Origin of the sequence: Rubripirellula lacrimiformis, assembly GCF_007741535.1 — a bacterium.
Lineage (GTDB): Bacteria > Planctomycetota > Planctomycetia > Pirellulales > Pirellulaceae > Rubripirellula > Rubripirellula lacrimiformis.
Genome location: NZ_CP036525.1, coordinates 7,253,004 through 7,275,798 on the forward strand (window position 1 = coordinate 7,253,004; position 22,795 = coordinate 7,275,798).

The following is a 22,795-nucleotide window of genomic DNA, read 5'->3' on the forward strand; positions in this document are numbered from 1 at the left end:
TTGTTGTGACATCACCACTCTCATTACATTTGGTTAAGCAAATTTGGTTCATCAAATATCCGGAGACGTGATGGCTAGGCCGAAGACGACCGAATTGACCGAACGAGAGCTCGAGGTCATGCACGTGTTCTGGAATCACGGGGAATTGACCGCAAACGATGCCCGTGAATTGCTTGCCAAGACCGGCATCGACCGAGCTTATGTGACCGTCGCCAACTTGATCCGCATCTTGGTCGACAAGAAGTACTTGAAGGCCAGTAACGACGAGCGACCGTTCATCTACGTGAGCATCCGATCGTTCGATGATGTCTCCAAGTCCTTTGTCGGCGACTTGGTCAAACGAGTTTTTCAAGGGTCTCGCGAAGCCATGCTGGTTCAACTGCTTGGCAGGAAGAAAAAGCTCACCGCCTCAGAGAAGGCGTTCCTTCAGAATCTGTTGGAGGAACAAGAATGATCGCCACGCTACTAACGAACCAAACCGTTCTTTCCATTATTTTCTGTGTCGTTCAAGTTACATTTCTTGCTGCCATTGGAACGCTGGTAACTCGCTGGCTGATTCCCCGCAGACCGGAAATGGCGTCTACCGTGTCTTGCACGATCGTAGCGGTCATCATCTTGCTGACCATTGCCGTTCCGTTTTCGGTGCCACGATGCCTGGTGATTGAGTCGGCAGCAACTGATGAGGACGTAGCGATCGGCGATTACTTCGTCGAAATCGAACAGACACGTCACCCTGAAGAAACAGAAAGGCGCAATGCGTCGGCGAGCGGACCAACTTCCGCACTCATGATTGATGTTCCACACTTGATGAAACAAGTCGCGTTGCGATTGCGTTCTGACTGTGTAGCAGATCGATCGATGACGATCTCTTCGCTCTCACTCGCTTTGCTCGCACTGGGGGCAATCGTTGGTTTTGTTCGTTTTGCTATGAGCATTGTTGCAACATGGCAGCTGGCGCTGCGTGCTCACGTGTTGACCGACGAACGAGCGTTGCAATCGCTCTTGGTACTTTGCTCAAAGTTGGACGTTCACCAATCCGTCAAACTATTCGAGTCGGACTTAATCTCCAACGCTGCAGTGTGCGGTAGCATTCGACCGCGAATATTCTTGCCTACGGATTGGCGTGATTGGTCTGACGCCGAACTCCGTTGTGTTCTGGCTCACGAGTTGGCACACGTCGCTAACGGAGATTTTGCATGGCGAGTGATCAGCGCTGCGGCAGGTGCGGTTCATTTTTTCAACCCTTTCGTTCACCAATTGGTACGTTCGATGGTGTTGGCGCAGGAGTTGACGGCGGATGTGTCTGCCGCGGTAGCGGTCGAAAGGGCTGCTTACATTCGCTCGCTTTCGGTTTTGGCTTTGCGGCGTGATCAGTCGGACACGGGGTGCGCTCGTGTAGGAATCTCGCCGGTGTTTTCAGGTTTTTTGATCAGGAGGATCAATATGTTGTACGGAAAGAAAGATCTCGGATTGCGACGAATGTCTGGTGTTATGCGACTCGCCATCGCGGGGGCCTGGATTTCATTCGGAATGTTCGTGTTCACGATTCGTGGGTACGCCGAGCCGCCGATGGCAGAAACGTCCGGCGAAAGCAAACCGGCCGTTGAACCGACAGCAAGAATTGCCCGCGCATCGCGGACAGAATTAGCTGTCGATCCACGCGAAAGATTATTTCAGCGGCGGAGTGTCGATCCTGCGGACATCGACGAAAACCAAGTTGGTATGTTTGAGATTCGCGTGGCGGATCTATTGAGCCACAAGGATTTGGCTCCCCTGGTTGCGATTGCCAATCAAGGGATCGCCGGCGAACTAAAATCCTATCTTGAGCTAGAGAAAGCTCCGCAGGTTGAGTTACCGTTGATCGACGTTGTCTACGGTAGCACGCAAGTGACCGTCCGACAGGGGCTAGAAGATGCGGAGTCGCGACTTATGTTCGGTACCGGAAGCCTCCCGACACGGATCCGATTTGTGGAGCCAGTCGATGCGGAATCCTGGATTAAGAAGCATGTACGTGGGACCGTGGAAAAGCAGTTGGGAGAGGAAACGTATCTGGAGCTGCCAATCATTCCGGCCATGGGGCCTACTTCATTTTTCATAAAGCAGCGTGATCCCTCGACCGTTTGCATCGGAAGTTGCGTTCGGAGCTTTGCCGGGAAGGAAGAAATTGAAAAACGTTCGAGTGAGTTTCTCAAAAGTGTTCGCCGAAAACCACAAATCAATCCTTCGCAGTGGGCAATACCCTTTGATCAAGTCAGGGGAGGTTTGTTGACGATTGCGTGCACCAACGAAGAAATCCAAATCCCAGAGACTTACAATTCCGGTGGTCGAACAGGGGCCGAGTCGGATTGTGGTCGCATCGTACACCGTATGCTTCACACGTTCGAAACCTTTGCGATGGGTCTGGATATCAATGAACACGGGACGCGACTTGGTCTCCGTGTGCACATCAGTGCCGCCGATGAAGCCCGCCAGGAGATCATCTTTTCCGATGTTCGGACGCTCATCCAGATCGCAAGAGAGCATTTTGTGAATAGCAAGGGCAAGGTGGACATGGAAGTCGACGATCCGCAACTTAGACACATGAGTTTAAAGTCCCTTGGCCAATTCCTTGATCACATGGTCGTTGAACCTAAGATCGAGGAGGGCGGTTTGCCGTATGTCTCGATTCGATCGGAGATCGAAATCCCTTCGCTGGGAATGGTCCTTGCTTCGCTGGTTTCGACTGACGTGAATCTGGAATAGGCCTAATCACACAGGTTTTTTCTACTTCGGTCGAGGGAATTTGTCAGACTCAAAAGTCTGCTGCAATGGACTCAGAGGATCCACGGCTACCGAGCGCCCCCCAAAGCCCGTACGGGCTTTTCGCCCCCGGAACGGTCGGAAGCGTGGGGTCCATCGCGGTGCCGTTCTGGCGAACGCTGGCATGGCTACTGTTTCCCGCTTCGATCGAATCGGTGACGAATCGAACTGCACCGTCGGCTAATAGTACATGAGCCCCTCCTTGATGGCGGCTCGCGGCGCTAAGCACACCCTCATCCAGCAAGTCCGTAACGTTGCCAAAAGAGCTGTTCCAAGTGCAGCTTTGTCGGTTCGGTGGAAGGATCGTCTGAAACCCCGTGTATCCCACGCGTCCGCAAGCCCATTTGTGGCCGCGTCGATTGGTTGGAATCGTCCCCGCTTCCGGAGTTCCTGGCAACCAGAAACTCGGGCGTGACGGATCAATCATCGTTGCGCAAGCGTTTGGATTTGTTCTTAATTCCACCGCGGATGCGCCGATCTGCGATCGCATATCGCCATCACCAAGATCGGTAATGATTTCTCCCATTGCGATCGTGTTCGATAACCCGTCTCGGATATCGGCAAAGCTCGTAAACATTCGATTTACAAACACACCACGGCACGACTCGCGGGCCCGTTGTGCGGCAATCGTTTTGAATCGTCCCTCTGGATCACCCGGCCCAATATTGGTTTGCTGGATTGCGTCACCAACGCAAAATGAAAAATTGGTCCTTCCCATTGCTGGCAGGCCGACGCCTGGATCGCTCGGGCATCGAAGTGTTTGAATCTCCACCATCCATGGTTCATACAAATGAGCCGCTTGCTCATCCAAGTTCATATTGGGGTGTGGTCCCATCGCAGCGAAGTAGGTGCCGGGGCTTCCGACCTGGACTTCGTAAACATTGCTAATCTGCTCCCAGAGTGCCTGTTGCTCCATGAAAGGCAACAGCCCCGGAAAGGCACTCAACTCATTGCCGTTCGTGCTACCAGCCTGCTGCGGAGTTGCCCCTGTGACATAGCCAAAGGTACCGCAGAAAACCGTTCCGCCCATTTGCTTCGGCAGATTTTTGAAGGCTGAGTGGTAGTTATGAAGTGCCAAACCAACTTGCTTGAAGTTATTTCCGCAGCTCATCCGTCGGGCGGCTTCGCGAGCGGACTGGACTGCCGGTAAAAGCAATCCGACCAGAACGCCAATGATGGAAATCACGACAAGTAACTCGACGAGCGTAAAGGCTCGAAAACGAACGAGATTTTTCTGCATCAGATTCACGGTCCCGGACTTGCGGCGATTCACGTAATTTGCATTGATTCTACACAATACAACCTCGCGATTTTCCGATCCCTACTAGAACTGATGTTTTGCAAGAATGCCTTGACCTCACCGAATGTGTTGAACTAAGTCGAAAGAGGGAAGCTATGGGGCCCCGAGCCCGCAGCGGATCGAAATTCGCCGCGTCCCGGCACGCCTGCTTCGAAGGGACCAGAGATTCCGGCGACGTGTGTCCCGCTTGCCATCGGATCGCCATGCGGGGTCGATGCTAGTAACGCAGGATCGCTTCGAACTGCCAGCGGTCTTCGATGATGTCTTCGAAATCCGTTAGCGGGAATTCGTAAGCGGCCCCCAGTTCGAGGCCACCGTGTGGCTTGTACTTCATACCCACATTGTGCGTGACCAGATTGTTGCCATCGACGTTGCTGGCACCCAAGTTCAACAGGTCTTGACCGGAGACTCCCAAGGCCGCTCCATCGAATGCATCGCTGGCCCAGTGCCACCACGAGTTTTCGGTGAACAAGTAAACGGTGTCCGTCAACTTGACGTCGAAGTGGTTGTTCCAGTGAACGGTCGTGCTTTGATCGCTTTGGTCAACAGGCAGTTGCCATCCGAAGGAGCTAAGGACGTGTGCTTGGCCATCGAACAGACGCTGGCCACCGGTGGCGAAGAAGTGAAATTCACCATCGCTAACGGCCTGCAATGCACGTTCGCTTCCCATGGGGATTTCGTAGGTGAAACCAGCCGACAACAGCGTACCGGTCTTCACGTTACGGATGAGGTTGTATTTCAAACCAGCGGTTACATCTGCCCAACCCGAGTCGAGCAATCCATCCAGCTGGCCTTCACTGTTATCGATCAGGTACCCGTCTTTGACAGCGATCAGGCTTAAACGATCGGTCAGCGCGATACGAAACTGCATCGCGATAAGCTGTGCGCTACCGCCGGCGGGAATGTTAGCCGGCCCGAGTGTATTCGGGAAATTATGATGCACGAAGATTGGACGCAACTCGGTCAAGTTACGCGGGTCTTCGAAGTGGACAAAGTCGATCATCGGGCTGATGAAATCGTCGAAGCAATGATCGCTTTTCTGGATGAACCCCATGCCGTCCAGCTTGCGAGCGAAACTATTCAGCTTCGGCAGGCAACTGCTAGCCGCTTCGGCAACGTTGCAGCCTGCCAGCGAATCACAACCTCCGTCACAGCACCCGCTATCGCAGCAACTCTCTTGGCAGCACGATCCGGTATCGCAGCAGGCATCGTCACAGCACGTTTCGCCCAACAGGTCTCCGATCCAACCGGCTGCCTGCACTTGTCCGCTTGTCGTCGTCATTCCGCAAGCCAAGGCAGCGATGACTAGCCAGTTTTTCAAATTCCGTTTCACAGGTTTACTCTCCATGTCTGGGGCGTTCCCACACCTTGAGGACGACCCCCATCGTATTTCCGTAGGTATGCCTCCGGGTTATCGAACCATGCATGGATCAGCTGCTTGCAGCCACTTTGCAGGTGCATCATTCGATACAACCGGAAAAGCTTTTCGGGGAGACATGCAAACGTGTGACAAAGTCGGCACAAAGCCGTCGACAAGCAATCTAATTCGCGCGTATCCGCGCGAATCCGCCTGTTCTGGCGCGGCAATTGCAACCCCTGTTGGTAAAGGTTTGCGGCGTTGACACTTTCAAAAATTCGGTCCAGCGCAGTTGGAACTGGATCAACCCGAACAGTTTATCGAGGGGGCCGCATCTAGTTCTGCCAGCACCCAAGCGCAATTCAGATGGTGCCCCCACCATCTATTTGACTTGAGAGGGAAAAGGTGCCAGGACTGTTAATTGGGCAAGAGTTCTGGCACCTTTCTGCCCTGCTCGTAGGATGGCCTTTCCAGGCCGTCGGTGGCTGTTTTTAGATTGTCGACTGCCAGGAAAGGCCGTCTTACCTTTCCTGCCGCCCGCTCAATCGCGGTGGGGTATGCTGGCGCATTGAACGTGCGCAGAGATTTCGCCAAGATCAAGTGCTTGTCAATTTTGCGGATCGACCCAGTTGCCACCGAGCATGACGCGGCTGACATTGTCGAGGTCCTGCACGGTCTTGTCGGGGAATCCGTCCACGAGGATCAGGTCCGCCAGTTTGCCGGGCTGGATCGTGCCTAGGCGATCTTGCACGCCGAAGAATTCACTGTTGGTCTTGGTTGCCGCAGTGATCACTTCAAGCGGCGACATCCCCGCTTCGACCAACAGTTCGACTTCTCGCAGATAGGCCTTCCCCTGTTCAGCGAAGGGCGCTGCGGTGTGTGAGCCAACGACGATTTTTACTCCGTGTTGATGACAGAGTTCGGTGAAGCGGAGCATGTTTGCAAAGGCCAACGCTGTCACAGACGTTGCGTTCTTCTGCCCCGTCCGCGATTCGAAGATCGCTAGTGTTGGCGAGACGAACGTTCCCTGATGCAAGAGCTGGTCCAACAATGGCTTTAGCCTAGGGTTGTTTTCCAGTTCAATATTGCTCCACAACCGGGGCCGCCATTCACGACGTGCATTGGAGTCATTCCCGACGACTTCCTCAAAGATCCCTGCTTGCTTTGGATCCGCCAATGCGGTTCCAAAGGACGTGACATGTTCGATGCCGTCGACCCCCGCGTTGATTGCCGCGTCGGCTCGGATCAGTTCCAAGTGCGCGGTGACCGGGATCCCGTGCCGATCGGCCGCTTCGCAGGCGGCGGCGATGTGTTCGACCGGCAACCGCATGTAGATCTTGATCGCAGAAGCTCCGCGTGCCACATGAGCGTCGACGGCTGCGGCCGCGTGCTGTGCGGATTCGATGACGACTGCTTGCTTGGGCCACGCCGGCGGGACGGCGTCCAGATGCCCACCGCACAGGAAGACGCGAGGAATCGTCAATGAGTTGCGATCTAACCAGTCATAAAACTTGAACGGGTGCCCAGGGTCTCGAAACGATGTGATGCCGTTGTTGAGTTCATACTGGATCGGGCGATCGGCTGAATCACGGGAATGAAAGTGAGAATCAAACAGCCCCGGCAACAAAGACTTCCCGCCTGCGTCAAACGTGATGGCGTCATCGGGAATCGTCGCCTCCGTTTGTGCCCCAGCGAACACAATTTTGTCGCCCGAGACGACGACACAGGCGTTTTCGATCGGAGGACCGCCGTTCCCATCGATCAATCGAGCATGCGTGATCACGACCGCACGAGACTCCGCCGCCGGCGTGATTGAATTCATCTCGCGATGTTTCACCGGCGGACCGTGTTCATCGGCCAAGACGACAAGCTTGCCCATTGCCACCATCGCGATCAACGCAGCACATCGAAATATCGGTCTCATCGTCGGTCCTTGAAAAATTTGCGTCGACGAGTCCATGAGTTGCTGCCGTCGTCGGACCGAACACCACTCGCCTTGAAGGTGCAAATTGTAAAACAACTGCGATCCCCGGTTGGCGTCTGCCACTACTTATTTGACTCGGGTTTCGAAATTGGTAGGTTTGGGCACGGGTTGATCGCTCGTTGCTTTAAATCAATCCAGCGAAAACAACAAACCAACCATCACTGACAGTGCTTGAACCCATGACATCCATCCAAGACGCCCTTCGCGTCATCTGCGTTTTCCTGGCCGGCACTGTCATCGCGAGCGTGCAATCGGCAGACGCCAAATCCAGCGATGAAGCCGCGATTTCCGACGGATCCCACTACAGCACCGTGTTTGCGGGACATCGAAACTATCGGATTTTCACTCCGCCTAGCTACGCCACCCAAACCAGCAAACGCTACCCCGTCATCTACTTCTTCCACGGTTGGAATCAACGGTACTTTGGATCGATGGGCAAGGGCTATGCGGACTACGACAAAGGCGATCAGAACGGTGGCGACAATATCCAGAACTTTGTGTCCAAGAACGATGTCATTGTCGTGAAGGTCGATGGCTTGAACACATTTTCAATCGACCCGCAAAATCTAAGCCCCTACAACGTCAGCACCGTCACGACGTTCCGCCAGTTCCCAACGTACTTCAAAGAGTTCGTTCGCTACATCGACAGCCACTATCGCACGATCCCCGATCGCGAGCACCGGGCCGTGTCGGGGCTTTCCATGGGCGGATTCATGACCTTTTGGCTGGCGGCCAAGTATCCGGACATGATCAGCGCGGCCGGCAACTTTTGCGGATCGACCGAATTCATGGCAGGTCCGCTGGAGTTTCCGACGGAGTACGCGCATGCCGAAATGTTCGACAACGTCCGGGGCGTCAGCGTCCGCATGCACAATGGGACTCGTGATCGACTGCGGTTCTATCACCAGGACTTCAACCGGTACTGGTTGAATGTCGTGCCGCAATACGAGTTCCAAGCCTACGACGCGTCTCACACGACCTGTGGCCTGCATGACATGTTCACGTTCATCATGGATGCGTTCGAGTCGCCGTTGCCCGTGCCGTCCCAGTGGGACCACATCGACATCTATCCGAGCTTTGAAGTTTGGGATTATCAGGTCGAAACCAATCGAGCCAGAGCCGGCTTCACGATTCTGGAAAACGTCAATCGTGATGGATTCAAAGTCGCCGTCCAGAACTTTCTGCCTGATGGCCAGCGGATGCCCCATGTCTCCGTGACGATAAAAACGGCGCCGATCTATATGGCAGATCAGCGATATCGAATCACCGACGTCACCGATAACGGAATGACCCATCGCACGTCCAACGTCACCAGCGATGCCGAGGGCAGGCTGACCATCGTCACCGATGGAGGCCTGCATCACATCGCGATTAACGGACAGGATCCACTTCCGAATCTGTGCATTTCCCAGTGGACCATCGACAACATGCCGTGGGCTGAAACAGATAAAGAGATTCATCTATCGATCGACTTGTTGAACAAGGGGACCGCCGACGCCAACGCGATCACGGGAACAATCATTCCAATCAGCGAGGGTCTGGAAGTGCTGCAAGGCACAGGCACGCTTCAGAATCTAAGGTCGCTGAGTGTCGATCAGTTGGAGGGATCGTTGACGGTCAAGAACAACAAACGGGGCATCGAGATTGCCAAATTTGGATTGCAGTTGAAAGACGAAAGTGGACATCAATGGCAAGAGGAATTTGAACTGCGACTGAAGGATCCGGTGCCGGAGATCAACGACTTTGAAATCGCCGATGGTCGGCTGGTGACGGTCGTCCAAGCGGCGGTGGAATCCGTGTCGGGCATCGTGGGCGTGGGCAATGGCGATGGGATTGCGAACCCTGGGGAAGCCATCGTGATTTTAGTGAAGGATGACGGCAAGTACCTGCGAACCAATGCGTCTACCCTGCATCCAAAGATCAACGCCGACAACAACCATATCCGAGTTTCCGATAGCTGGCAGGAGTTCGACCATATCGGCGGTTCGTCCAAGTACACGCAGCCCGTGATCGCATCGAAAGAAAGTGCGGGGAAGTCCGCTTGGTTCTACGTGGAATATTGGTTACCGGGCAAAATCAGCGGCCAGCATTTGATCAAGAAAGGCAAGGTTCGGATCGACATCACAGGCCAGGACAAGACTCCGCCACAGTTGCAATGGATCCAGATGTCGACGGACGATCGCATCGAGGCAAGAGTCTATGACGGCGCAGGGGTCGACAAAGTGACTCTAACGCTTGTCCCCAATACGGAGAAATCGACGATCCCACACGTCCAGTGGGATGCAGCCCCAGAGACATTTGAGGTAGAGCTGGTCGACACGGGAACCGACGGCGATGCCGCCAAGGGAGACGGCGTGTTTAGTCGCAAGATCAAGAATCGTCCGTCCTACTTCTTTGATCTGAAGGTGAAGATGGTCGACGAACGGGGCAACAGCCAGTCGGATGACTCACTAGGAACGATCTTCTTAAAGAACACACAGTGACGATCGAGCAGCCTCTCTTCGCCGGCTGATTTTCGCACCGCGTTCTGGGGAAGCACCGTTGTCGTCGTGAACGAGGCGAGCGAAATCGACGTACGATCCATGGGTGACGGGATCGCAGTCGTGGGATTCGCCAGAATTCGCTCCCCAACTCGATGGTCGGGAATTCTGGCGAATCCATCGGCGACAACCATTTTGGGTGCGTTGCTAAGAGCGTTGATACGACTGCCCGCTTACGCGATCAAATCATGCACGACTTGTGCGGGCCGATTGGCCGTGATGATTTGTTCTTGGTTGCCGTGGGGATAGATGACTTCGTCGTGGTTCAGCCCGAACAGATGCATCACGGTGGCTTGGAAGTCGTTGGGGGTGACTTTGTTTTCGATGACGTGATGTCCAAAGTCATCTGTTTTTCCGTAGGTCAAACCGCCGCGAACGCCGCCTCCGGCCATCCAAATGCTAAATCCCTGACCATTGTGATCGCGTCCTGCTTTCTCTGGCGATCCATGCTCTTGAGTCACCGGCAGCCGACCGATTTCGCCGCCCCAGTGCACCAAGGTCGAATCCAACATTCCTCGCTGACGAAGATCGGCTACCAATGCCGCCGTGGGCTGGTCGGTCTTTTGACAGATCGACGTCAATCCGGTTTTGATGCTGCTGTGATTGTCCCAAGGTTGGTTGCTGTGGAACAGCTGCACGAACCGAACACCGCGTTCGACCAACCGCCGAGCTAACAAACAACGCGTGCCATATTCACGCGTCTCTGGACGATCCAAGCCGTACATGGTGTGGGTAGCCGCGGTTTCTTGGGAAATGTCCAAGGCATCGGTCGCCGCGGTTTGCATGCGAGCGGCGAGTTCATAGCTGGCGATACGAGCCTCCAGATCCGATTCGCCTGGGTGGGACTCCAGATGTCGCTGATTCAGTTCCTGTAAGAAATCCAGATTTTGACGTTGAAATTTGCCTGCCAAATGCGGCGGCGGTTGCAGGTTAAAGATCCGTGGCTCTTTGGGCCGCAGCACGGTTCCTTGAAACATCGATGGCATGAACCCATTGCTCCAGTTGGTCGTGCCGTCGACGGGCGGGCCGCCTGGATCCGCCAAGACCATGAACGCGGGCAGGTCTTGAGACTCACTGCCAAGCGCGTACGTCAACCATGAACCAAACGTCGGCCGCCCCAACACCGCCGGGATGCCACCATGAAAGTAACGGATCGAAACCTCGTGACCGTTCGCTCCGGTGTGCATGCTGCGAATCATGCAGATGTCATCGACGACGCCCGCGGTGTGAGGCAACAGCTCTGACAGATCCATTCCACACTGGCCGTGTTTCTGGAATTGAAAGGGGCTGCCAAGTAGCTTTTTGCTGGCTTCATTGACGAACGAAAACTGGATGTCGCCGGTGTAATCCGTTCCATCGTATTTCGTCAGTTCCGGTTTCGGATCGGTCAGGTCCATGTGCGATGGACCACCGTGTTGGAACAACGAGATCATCGCCTTCGCACGAGGCTCGAAGTGCGGCTTTCGTGGCAGCAGATCACTGGGAGGCAGCGTTTTGAGAACAGGCGGCTTTGCCGACGCGGACTCTTGATCCAACATCCATTGCAACGCCAACGCCCCCACACCCATTCCGGTTTGTTGCAGGAATTGGCGGCGGGTATGGGGGACCTGAGGGGAATCCATCGTCAGTCGCTCCGAAGTCATTCGATGTACAGAAATTCGTTGGAATTGAGCAGCATCTGGCAGAGATTGGCCAGAACTTGCTCGCCGCGAGATCGGCCTTCCGATGTGCCTTGGCGATCTCGAGTCATCAGCACCAATTGATCACGAGCAAACCGCAGCGACATTTCCAGTTCCGCTTCGCTGGCAGCGCGGGACAAAACAATTTCCCATGCCGCATTGATTTGGCCCGGAAGCAACTTCAGATCCGATTCAGGCCCATGAAAATCAACCACCGAATCGTGAATGGCCGGCGTTGCATCGGATTCTGTGAACGTCAACTTGAGTGGCCAACTGAATGAGTCGGATGTTTCGTTGGCGATACAGTCGGTTACAAAGTCGATCGTTTCGCCAGCCCGAACGGCGAACGCAGCCACTGCGGTTTCCACGGTGCCATTTTGGATCCGCCAATCTCCCATCAAGCCGCTGGCAGAAACGACTCGGGATCGGACGCCATCGCCGTTGCCACTACCATGCTGCAGCGTTCCGGTGATGCTAAGCTGTCCGTCACCCGGTGCTGTCCAACGCCGGATCGCTGGGTGAGCGGGGTTTCCGGGATGCCCACCGCTAGCGCTTAAAATGGTCCAGCCGAACTCAGCGTCCGGCGCAGTCGCACTCCCTTGCCATGATGTGCCCGTAAAGTGGGGCAGGTCGACGAAGTCGCGAATCACACCCGCCGCGTCGTCCACCGTGCCGGATCCGTAACGCCACGCGAGCGGTGGAATTTTGGGGAACCACGGTGCGAGAACCTCGTCACCCGTCGGATCCACTTGGGCAGCCCGCTTGATCGCCTGATCCGCGACGAGAGCAGCTTGTTCGAGAACGAAGGCCCCGTTCAGCATCATCAACGACTGGGGCGCGACGGTCGTCACGGATCGCACATCACAGTTGACGCCCATCACGGGTGCGTCGAACGTCTGCAATATGCCGACCGGTTGGCTCCGTCGGACTCGCGCGTAGATGCTGCGACGCGGTTGACTGGCATCCACGCGAACCTGTCCGGTTTCGTCTTCGGCCACAGCGACCGGAGCCCCGTATAGCGTCAGGTCAAGAGTTCCGGAAACGGCCAACATCGAATCGCGTAGGATCTCTGCATCAACGCGTTGCAGCGACTTTCGCCAATAGGTTCGGTTCTCGGCATCGATCGCTTCCCCATCAGGTCGACGCACAGAACTTTGCCGCCATGTCGTCGAGGTCAATATTTGTCGGTGCAGTCGTTTCAAGCTCCATCCATGATGGACGAAATCGCTGGCCAACCAATCGAGCAATTCGGGATGCGAGGGTTGATCCCCCAACCGCCCAAATTCGCCCGGGGTCGCAACAATCCCGTGTCCGAAGTGGTGCATCCAAATCCGATTGACGATGGCCCTAGCGGTCAACGGGTTGCTTTCCTGTGTCAACCATTTTGCGAATGCCAACCGTCGGCCCGTCGTCGGCAGTTGGGGATCATTGATCGGAAACGTCACCCGAGCTCCCGCGGTCGAAGCGACGGTTAGGGCGCCCGGTTCGATGACTTGTTTAGGTTGATTGAAATCACCGCGATGAAACAAATGGCTGATCGGGACATGGTTCGCAGGTTCTACGAACGCTTGGATGAACTGCTCGACAGGCTTTTGAGCTCGCAAATCTGCAATCTCAGCGTCGATCTTTTTCAATTCGGCTGCGGCATCGGGGCGATATTGGTACAGAACGCCCGGCGTGATGTTGATGCTGGGGTGATTGGCCAACAACTTGATTTGTTCAGCATCGCGTTTGTCCTTTGCCGTTTCATAAGCCGTCCGCAATTGAGAACGGAGTGGTTCTTCAAACTTCAACAGTTCTTGCTCAAACACCTCTTGGATAAACGCACTTTGCTGACTGGCACGCTCGGCCGCCACGTTGCTAACTTCGCTTTCGATTTTTGCTGACGCCGCGCGATCCTGTTCGGTGGCTAAAGAAACCAGTCTCGCAGCCGGCGGCTTCCAGGCCTGCCAATCCAAGGCGGGTTCAAAAACGGCTCGCAAGGAGAAATAGTCGGCGTGTGAGATAGGGTCGTAGCGGTGGTCGTGGCACTGGGCACAATGAACGCTAGAACCAAGCAAAGTCGAGCAGACGATTTGCAGTGTGTCGGCGATCACTTTGTTGCGGGCTTCGGGACTGTTGTCACCACTGCCGGTGCCGTCGGCTGCCATTCGCAAAAAACCTGTGGCGGTCAACAGTTCAATCTGGCGTGGCGTCCAATCGTCCTGTTTAGGTCCGGCCAGTTCATCACCCGCAATCTGCTGGTGAATGAATTCGTCGAACGGTTTGTCTTCATTGAACGCTTTGGTCACATAATCGCGATAACGCCACGCCCACGCGCGGTTGCGGTCGGCTACCGTGTAGCCGTCGCTATCGGCATACCCCGCCGCGTCCAACCAGTGCCTGCCCCAACGTTCGCCATAGTGTGGCGAACGAAGCAATTGATCCACCAAGTTTTCAAACCATCGCGGGTCCGCGGTATGCAGCCAGGGTTCAATTTCCTGCTTTGTCGGTGGCAGTCCAACCAAGTCGTTGTAGGCGCGTTGGACCAGCGTGAATCGATCTGCATCGTCCGAGAAAGTCAAACCAGCGGGCATCGCCGCAGCGATGAACGCATCGATCGGCGAGCGAATCGACGGACTGTTCACGTTGGCCGGAATGGACACGTCCGCGATCGGTTGGTAAGCCCAGTAGTTGCGTTCTTCCTCGGTGATCGGAATGCCTGGTTCCAGTTGTTCGGGTTCGTCGCGCAGCGTTGCTGCCCCAGACCGAATCCACGCTTCCAAAACGGCGATCTTTTCATCCGCAACTCGCGCGTCGCCCGGTGGCATATCCCCGTCACGAACACGCTGGATCAACAGACTAGCGTCAGGGTCGCCCGGAACCACTGTAGGTCCCGAATCGCCACCCGAAATCATGAAATGGACGAGGCGCAGGTCCAAGCCGCCCTCGAGTTCTTCCACCGCACCGTGGCAATCGAAGCAGTATTCACGAAGGATCGGGCGGATCTCGGTCTCGAAGTACCGTGAATCTGCCGCCCACCCCGATTCGCAGATCAGCACCAGCAGAACGCTGACGAGTGCAAAGCGATGCGGGCAGCGTGAAGCCAACCAAAGGTGCATGGCATCTAACCGATTCGTCGAGGCGGGATTTACGAGGCAGGTCGTTGAAGGCGGGGCTAATTCGGCAAGCGAACCAGATCGCATAGTATGACCTTCGCCGGCGCCAACATCAACGACTTTGCAACGAGCGATCAATCAGTGTCGTTTCTTTCTTCCCCCTCTCTCTAACTCTCACCCCCGCAAACCGCTGCGCGACGGAGGCGAGATGACTTGAATCGCGACACTGATTGATCGCTCGTTGCTTGGGCCAGTGCGGGAAACATTTGTCGTGGGTGGACGAGGGCGCGGATCCCGTTCGGATGCTTGGTGTGTGGCACAAACGGATGCAGCCGTGGCGGGTCACAGCGTCAGTGACCATTTGCCTGCTGGCGCGTCGACACTGATGATCAGGGCGTCGTCATCCTGGGTGAAGGTGTTGTCGCTTAGCTGCGTCGCGGTTGCGACCTGCCGCAACACTCGTTTGTCGTCCTTGTGGTGCAGCACCGGAGGCGACTTGATTGCCGCGGCATCCAATTCCAACGTGAATCGCGGGCAACTGAGCGGCGTTTCAATTTCCAATCGGTCAGGGCTGGGCCGCGCGATCGTGGCCATTTCCTTGACGGCCCAATAGCGAGCGATCTCGCTGACTTTCATCCACAACGTTTGGTCACGGTAGCGGTCGGCAAGCGATACCACGATTCTCTTGAAAGTTTCGAAGCCCGACTTTTGACCGTTGCAGTACATGCCGGGCCAATGGCACAACATCACCGCTGGTTCGCCGCGCTGAATCATTTCCACCATCCGACCCTGTGTGGCGTCGGCGTTGCAGTAGCGGTCCCCTTCGCTGTCCATGATCCCCTGCCAACCGCCGAACCAGTCCCCCGTGCCGGCCGGAACACTGACGGTAAGATTGTCGATCGTCTTGCTCGCTCCCACAAATTCCAACCGCGGTGCCGTCGATTCGGGGCCGCTGACCACGTATTTGAAGTAGTGCGGCAGTTCGACCGGGAACACGTCGCGGACCGCTTGGTGAACCGCCAAGGGCAGCGAATCCTTGACTCGATTCCCAAAACCACCCGGCGTGGTAACGCCTTCGCAGGGCAAGCCACAGTTCTTTAAGATCTTCAGCGCGTAGGCCAGATAGCTTGCCAATTCGTCGACACTCTGGTCGATCTGCGGATACGAGTTCTCCATCGTGGCGGAGGAAGCCGTTGCCTTGGGACGCCCCGTTTTCAGGTCAATGACACGCGTGTGCGTAATCATTTCCGGATGAATGTCCCAGTTGGGCAACATCAAATCGCGGACCAGTCCTAGGCTGGCGTCCAGCTGTTGCTTGGACCAGCCGGGGAGACCGCGATCCAGCCATCCGACACAAGCCGGATAGGGCACGATGCTGTACTTGCCTTTGACCCCCTGTTGGGCGCACCATTCGCCAAACTCGCGGACAAAGTCGTCGGGAATTTCTCGCGGCCAATCTTTCCACGGTTGCTTGTATTCGTCGCGGTCGGGCCAAGCTTCGGCGAACTGAGGCGTACAGAAGTGGCCCATGTTCACCAAGCACGTCGAGTCGTCGATGATGAACGACAGCGGCACCCGCCCGAGCGGATTGACGATCCGCACACCGCTGGCCAGTGATTGCTGGGCGTGCAACGTGTTAACGCACGCACCGGCGATGGTCGCGCCGGTAGCCTGCATGAAAGTTCGGCGAGGCAGGTCAAAGGAGTTCATGATCAGAGAAACCTGTGAATGGGGAGGGGTTTCCTCATCTTAGCAACGAGCGATCATGGCAGGGGCATCTTTAGAATTCGGTGATGGTAACTATCAGCAATGAATAGCTCGCCACCGCGAACGGTGACTCCGTGAGGCCGCTGAAGTTTGAAGTCACCACGACCAAGCACCGTTGTCAAAGTCTTTGCTTGCGGATCGTATTTTCGAATCATGTGATTCCTATCATCGGCGATGTAAACATGGCCCGCTTTGTCGATGGCTAAGTGCTTCGGTTCCGCCAACTGGGCTTCCAACGCGATGCCGTCTTTCCAGCCGGACTTTCCCGTCCCTGCGACCGTTTCGATGATGCCCGACGGGCGGACGACTCGCAGGGCATTCCCATTGCGTTCGACAATGTACAGGTTGCCCGCATCGTCCATCGCTGCCGCGCGCGGATCAACGAGCGGCGATTCGATCGCCAACTGCCCGTCTTGGGGAACCCCGACCTTTCCGTTCCCCGCGACCGTCGTGACGGTGTTGGATCGCAAATCGATCAACCGAATGCGATGGTTCGCTAAATCGGCGACCAACAGTGCCGTGCCATCGGGAGTCAGCGCGACACTCATGACGACATTGAATTGTGCTTGGTCCGCCGCCCCACCATCTCCCGAAAACCCACGGGTACCCGAACCCGCAAAGGTAGACACATTGCCGCTAGACGCATCAATCCGCCGCACGACGTGATTGTTGTGATCCGACAGCAGGACATCACCGGCCGACGTGACCGCCAGGTTATGAATGTCGTTGAAGGTAGCCTGTGTTGCCGGGCCACCATCGCCTTCGTACCCGTTCTTGCCCAAACCGGCGACCAATTGCAGGTTGCCGGAGCCCTGCAAACGCAGCACACGGCCACCGACATACTCGGCGATCAGCATGTTCCCCTGCGGATCAAAGTCGACCCCAAAAGGAATATTCAACGGCCCACTGGTTACGTCATGAGGCGACGGCGTAGGGTCCCCAACCAGCACCGTCACATCCTGGGCAGCCAACGATGCGACCGACACGAAAACCAACACCAGCGACGGAACAACATTGCGCACAGAATAGCCCTTTCGAAATACCAGTCGTCTCATTCCAATTCTTCTCGTTCGATACCAGTTCGGTTATCCAGCACTATCGAAGAGCGCGGCAATCGGCTGGCCTTGGTCAATGATAGGAACCGGGCGATCGCCGGCAAAAAGGTTCTTGCGGTAGTCCACTCCCGTCGCCGCACAAATCGTCGCGAAGAAATCGGGAACGCTGACCGGATCCGCAACAATCTTCTTGGCGGCTTCATCCGTTTGGCCCCACGCGCCGCGATGCGACAAGCCGCCACCGGCCAGCACACAACTGAAGGTCGATCCCTGGTGGCCACGTCCGCCGCCGCTATCGAACCCGGCCGGTCGTCCGAATTCCGTTGTGATCACGATCAGCGTCTTGTCTAGCAACTTTTTCTGTTCCAGGTCGCTGATCAGCGTAGCCACCGCGGTATCCATTTCCTGGATCAGTTTGTGTTGATTGACGATCCCGCTGTTATGAACGTCCCAACCCGCTCCGTTTAGAAAATTCAGGTTGTGACTGACTTCGATAAACCGCACACCACGCTCGACCAGTCGACGGCTCAGCAAACAGCGTTGACCAAACTCGCCACCGTAGCGATTCCGCAAATCATCCGATTCACCGTCAAGGTGAAAGACGCGGTTGAAGTCGGGGCCGCTGAGTTTCAAACTTTGTTCGATCGCAGCATCGTAGTCCAACAATTCGGCAACCTTCGTCGGCGGGGCATTCTTCCGCAGTGTCGCAAGGAATTGCTCGCGGCGGCTTTGACGCTGCGGCAAAATCCCATCGGGCCGCGATAGCCCCGCCGGACCTCGTCCCGTTTCGGTCAAATACAGATACCCATGCTTGGCTCCCAAAAAACCGGGACCGCGCGTCACGTTGGGATAGCCAATCAGAACATAGGGCGGAGCCGTATCATTCATGGGGCCACGTTGGTGGGCGATCAACGACCCCAGCGACGGATACGTCACCGTCCCACTGATCGCGCGGCCGGTGTGCATGCGGTTGGTCGCCGCAGCATGTTCGTCGATCACATTGTGGTTCACCGATCGCACCGCAGTGACGCGGTCCATCACCTTGGCCATCTGGCCCAGATGCTCGCAGACCTGCACTCCGTCGACAGCTGTATCGATCGCATCGTAATAGGATCCCGGCTTCTTCGTTTTGGGATCGCCTTTGGCTTTCGGGTCAAACGTATCGATCTGTCCCATCCCGCCGCCCAACCAGATCGAAATGACGTGCTCGGCTTTTCCCTGAACGAACGGCCCGCTAGACGATGCTGATGCAGGGTTGGTTAGCAAACAGCCGGCCGCCGCCGAGATCCCCATCAAACTTTCGCGACGGGTGAATCGACCACGTGTATTTTGAATGTTCATAGGAAGGGTTTTCCAAAGTCAAGGATTGTGTTTCGGGGGAACGATGAAAGCGAAGCGTCGGTGAGGGGGCAGCCTTTTGAAAGCAGGCTCGAACGCCTTCTTTCCCCCCACGCGCACCGCATGGCTTGCCGACACTAAGGCACAAACACAAAGTCGCGATCGTTGACCAAGCTCCAGATCACATCTTCGTACACTTCACGCCAATCAGGTTGCAGACGCGGATCGACAGCGGGCCCGCGTCGAACTCGCCGCTGCCATTCCTCTTGGATCTCGTTCGCTTCGGGCACCAAGTGGTTCGACCACGTCGATTGCGGCAAACGCGGTTCCGGGACCGGCCGTTTTACCAGTCCGTCCGGCAGCCGACGTTCTTTGAAACCGGCGGCCAACGCGGGAACAAAAGCAGCCTGTTCCTGGTGACTGGGATATCGCGTCAGAAACCGCAAGAACAATGATTCCAGCAGTGTTTCAGGCGACGCTGCGTCGATCGCAAGCTGCGCCAGGGCAGATTGGTCGGCCGCCCGCGTCAACGACATCGACAGGGTGCCATTGGCCAGAATCCCAGGCTGCAACAGGTTCGGATCGGTTTCACGCTGGGCGATCGGTTGCTGACGGGTTCCAGTCCAACCAAACGCTTCTAGCACATCAGCGATCGGCTGGGCACGCGGCATCGACAAACTGGGACGGTCACGTTCGTTATTCAATCCGGCAAACATCCAGGCGTGGCTTGGCGATCCAAGTGTCAGCCGATGGGTCATGGGTTCGGCACCATCGTGCACGAACGTCAAGGTTTCGGTATCCATCGGACGCTGGGCAGCGGCGAACAGCGAATCAACCACTTGTTCAGCGGCCAATCGTCGTGGATCGGGTGCCGCAAAGAACCTCTGCTGGGCGGATGCGGTTTCGTTCTGGCCGACCGACTTACGTTGGTACGTTTGCGACGTCATGATCTGCTGCAGGACATGCCGCAGATCGTAATCGTGTGATATCAGTTCATCGGCCAACCACTGCAACATTTCCGGATGGCTGGCGGTTGCCCCTTCCCAGTCGTTGACCGGCTGGACGATGCCAGCACCGATCAATCGATTCCACAGATGGTTCACGACGACCTTAGGAAAGCGATCGTTTTGGGCAGCGGTAATCAACGCCGCCAAACGTTCGCGCGGATCATCGGGGCTTTGCATCAGCTTGTCGATGTGCGGACCATCCTCCACGGCGGTGAACGATGCGAACGGCCATTTCGGCTGAACTTGCACGCCCGGTTTCAGCGTGACCTTGATCAACGATTCGCGTCCAATGTTCTCGAAGAACGCATCGGGAACGCGGCTGGTTTTCGGCGGGGTCAGCTGTTTGCGATTCAGCATCGCGGCTAACGAATACAGGTCTTCTTGGGATGTGCTGTGGTAGGGCGAATCGTGACAACGGGCACATTGCAGTTCGATTCCCAGAAACGCCGAGGCCAGGATGTGCCCTTTGGCTGCCAGCGGAGAATCATTTTCACCGGCCATCCCAAAGCCAGCACTGCCACCTTCGTGCGGACTGCCACGCATCAAAACCAGTTCGGTCACCATCCGGTCCAACGGTTTCCCATCCCGCAACGATTCGTACAGGAACCAACGGAACGGTCCCGTCGAATTCAGCGATTGATTCAACAGCGTCGGATTCTCGGCCAATAGGTCCATCCAAAAACTGACCCAATGATCGGCGTAACGTTCGTCCTGCAATAGCCGCTGAATCAACTTGCTTCGTTTCGCCGCATCACGATCGGCCAGAAACGCCCGTGCCTCGTCTTCGGTCGGGCCTACGCCAACCGTGTCCAGATACGCACGGCGAAGGAAAGACGCGTCATCGACCAGCGGTGCGATCGCGACCGACTGCGGAGCCAGCGGCGGGTTCGGCCAGAGAGCGCCATCATTGACCCAGTCTTCCAAGGTTGCGATCTGCGATTCAGTCAGCCCTTCGTCGGTCGGCGGCATATCATGGTCACGGATGCGAACGATCATCTCGCTGGCGTCCGCATTGCCGGGCACGACGGCCGCCAATTCCGATTCACCCATCGAAAGAGCGTGTTCTCGCGAGTTCAGCCTCAGCCCACCCTGCTGTTTCTCGCCATGGCATCGGAAGCATTGTTCCTGCAAGATCGGCAACACATTCTGGTGGAAATGCTGAGTCGTTTTCTCGTCCGATTCTGCCGCTTGGCTGACTGCAAGATCGATTTTGTCGGCGACGAATCGGTCGATCGGATGGACGTTCCCGTGTTCCACAGATGAAGTCGGCTGCGCGACCGAAGCACGTGCGACCGCGTGCCGCTGCTGCCAAAACGCGTCTTGCGAAGCGGCGGCTTCTCGGCGTGTGGAGTCTTCGAACGTCACCATCGACGATTCGAACTTCTGCAATTCTCTTTCGATTGCAGCGTCGGTCAGCATCAACGGCGACGACGAATCGGCTTTCAACACGAACAGCGGGCCATCTCCCTCGGGTTGCACCGCGACACAAACCTCCCCCGATTCCGTCCGGTCACCGTTGCCACCGACCATCACTTCCAAGACGACTCGCAACCGCCGCGGTTCGTCCTGTGGACTTGATGGGATTTCGTATTCCGTCAGCGCTTCCTGTTGTGGGAACGGCAGCAATCGAGCACCGGGAACCAACGGTTCAGGGACCGGCACAATCGGCTCTAGATTCCCACCTCGATTGCGCACGGTTTTGGTGCTCGTCACCAGTTCGCCATCCACCCACAACCGACTCAGCGAGCGGGCCCGGACAAGAAAGCGATGTTTGCCGCTTGGCAATTCGATGTCCCCGGCAATCCGCAGCAACAGCGGAGCCTTCCAGTCGGAACGGATCCCCCACGCGTCATACCGCACCGGAATCCGCGGCAGCAAAAACGAATCGCCAATCCAGCGAGTCGATTCTGCGGGCATGGGTTCGCCTTCATACAACCAACGGTTCCCCGCAGGCATACTTTCGCTTAGCTGAAACAACACACGACCGCTGGGAACGTCGTCCAGTTCGGGCATCACTGCCGGTGCGATTTTCACCACCCGTTCTTTTCCTACGCGGCGGAAACGAGCGGCGATGGCTTCGTCATCTAGCAGCGAACGATGGATCGCGATGCCGTCCAACAGTCCATCAAAACCGTTGCCGATACGAACTTCGTCGTCATCAACGACCGGCTTCTCTTTGGTCGGGCCGGCATAGCTCCATACGCCTTCGATCGGTTTGCCGTTGATCCAACCACGTATCGATTCCAGATCGCCGAAACGGTGCGACACAGCAATGTGGTGCCAACCGGTGCCGAGGGGGAAACCCGTCTTGGAGTCCCATCGATGCCAGTGTTTACCGTCGCCCGTCACCTTGGTAGCGAACAGAAAACTCAGCCGGGATTCGCCCTTGACCCCAACGATCCGCAGGGCCCAGTTCTGGTTGTCTCGCGTGAAGTTTGGATTTCCCGTCCTCCCTTTTCCAATCACGTACAGAGGCTGTCCGTCGCGAACGTCCGACGGGTTGACCCAGGATTCGATCGTGATTTCATCGTCGTTGGTAAAGTCAAAACGGCTGTCTTCGCCGGGATCCTGAACGGAAAAGAACGCTCCCGCATCGACTCGCACGGCCATGTTCTCCGGCGACATATCGGGGAATTCAGGGGGTCGAGGACCGACTTGATCTTGTTGAACTTGTCCATGAGGAACCAGAGTGGTTTCATCATCGGATCCGAATTCCCAACGTGCGACTTCCTGAGCCAATCCAAGATTGGCGACTAGCAGGACGATGGCGATCGACTGACAGGTTTTGTTCCACATCGGGATGGTCTTCTTTTTTACCAATGAAGTTTGGACAAACCGCTTGCTTGCGAAATTACTGTCCAGCTATCGAAT

The 22,795-nt window shown here is 56.2% G+C and carries 12 protein-coding genes; 3 read left to right on the plus strand and 9 right to left on the minus strand.

Annotated features, from left to right (window positions below; all coding sequences use genetic code 11):
- Positions 1–70 precede the first annotated feature (70 nt).
- On the plus strand, positions 71–454 hold the full coding sequence (locus K227x_RS25315; protein ID WP_145174572.1) for a BlaI/MecI/CopY family transcriptional regulator: 384 nt from the start codon (positions 71–73) through the stop codon (positions 452–454).
- Complete coding sequence (locus tag K227x_RS25320; protein WP_145174575.1) at positions 451–2,742, plus strand: M56 family metallopeptidase; 2,292 nt, start codon at positions 451–453, stop codon at positions 2,740–2,742. The genes K227x_RS25315 and K227x_RS25320 overlap by 4 nt, the downstream gene beginning before the upstream one ends.
- 49 nt (positions 2,743–2,791) lie before the next feature.
- On the opposite strand, the gene K227x_RS25325 is transcribed toward K227x_RS25320, so the two are convergent.
- The 3 genes from K227x_RS25325 to K227x_RS25335 form a co-directional block, all read right to left on the minus strand.
- Positions 2,792–4,039, minus strand: a complete 1,248-nt coding sequence (locus K227x_RS25325; protein WP_145174578.1) for a DUF1559 domain-containing protein — start codon at positions 4,037–4,039, stop codon at positions 2,792–2,794.
- Between the two features lie 277 nt (positions 4,040–4,316).
- Positions 4,317–5,432 carry a hypothetical protein gene (locus tag K227x_RS25330; protein WP_246146240.1) on the minus strand — a complete coding sequence of 372 codons (1,116 nt, stop codon included), beginning with the start codon at positions 5,430–5,432 and terminating at the stop codon, positions 4,317–4,319.
- Positions 5,433–6,063: 631 nt separating this feature from the next.
- Complete coding sequence (locus tag K227x_RS25335; RefSeq protein ID WP_218933519.1) at positions 6,064–7,380, minus strand: amidohydrolase family protein; 1,317 nt, start codon at positions 7,378–7,380, stop codon at positions 6,064–6,066.
- Positions 7,381–7,619: 239 nt separating this feature from the next.
- Between K227x_RS25335 and K227x_RS25340 the strand changes: the two genes are divergently transcribed.
- Entirely contained in the window at positions 7,620–9,923 is a 2,304-nt protein-coding gene (locus K227x_RS25340; RefSeq protein WP_145174584.1) for an alpha/beta hydrolase, read from the plus strand.
- A gap of 230 nt (positions 9,924–10,153) precedes the next feature.
- On the opposite strand, the gene K227x_RS25345 is transcribed toward K227x_RS25340, so the two are convergent.
- The 6 genes from K227x_RS25345 to K227x_RS25370 form a co-directional block, all read right to left on the minus strand.
- Complete coding sequence (locus tag K227x_RS25345; RefSeq protein WP_218933520.1) at positions 10,154–11,602, minus strand: DUF1501 domain-containing protein; 1,449 nt, start codon at positions 11,600–11,602, stop codon at positions 10,154–10,156.
- Between the two features lie 17 nt (positions 11,603–11,619).
- The gene (locus K227x_RS25350) at positions 11,620–14,760 is read right to left on the minus strand and encodes a PSD1 and planctomycete cytochrome C domain-containing protein (protein WP_218933521.1); all 3,141 of its coding nucleotides are present in this window, start codon (positions 14,758–14,760) and stop codon (positions 11,620–11,622) included.
- Between the two features lie 339 nt (positions 14,761–15,099).
- Positions 15,100–16,467: a hypothetical protein gene (locus K227x_RS25355; RefSeq protein WP_246146242.1), complete on the minus strand. Its 1,368-nt coding sequence runs from the start codon at positions 16,465–16,467 to the stop codon at positions 15,100–15,102.
- 53 nt (positions 16,468–16,520) lie between these two features.
- Positions 16,521–17,579 carry an NHL repeat-containing protein gene (locus K227x_RS25360; RefSeq protein ID WP_145174590.1) on the minus strand — a complete coding sequence of 353 codons (1,059 nt, stop codon included), beginning with the start codon at positions 17,577–17,579 and terminating at the stop codon, positions 16,521–16,523.
- Between the two features lie 30 nt (positions 17,580–17,609).
- Positions 17,610–18,872, minus strand: a complete 1,263-nt coding sequence (locus tag K227x_RS25365) for a DUF1501 domain-containing protein (RefSeq protein WP_391540465.1) — start codon at positions 18,870–18,872, stop codon at positions 17,610–17,612.
- Between the two features lie 182 nt (positions 18,873–19,054).
- Complete coding sequence (locus K227x_RS25370; protein ID WP_145174595.1) at positions 19,055–22,720, minus strand: DUF1553 domain-containing protein; 3,666 nt, start codon at positions 22,718–22,720, stop codon at positions 19,055–19,057.
- Positions 22,721–22,795 lie beyond the last annotated feature (75 nt).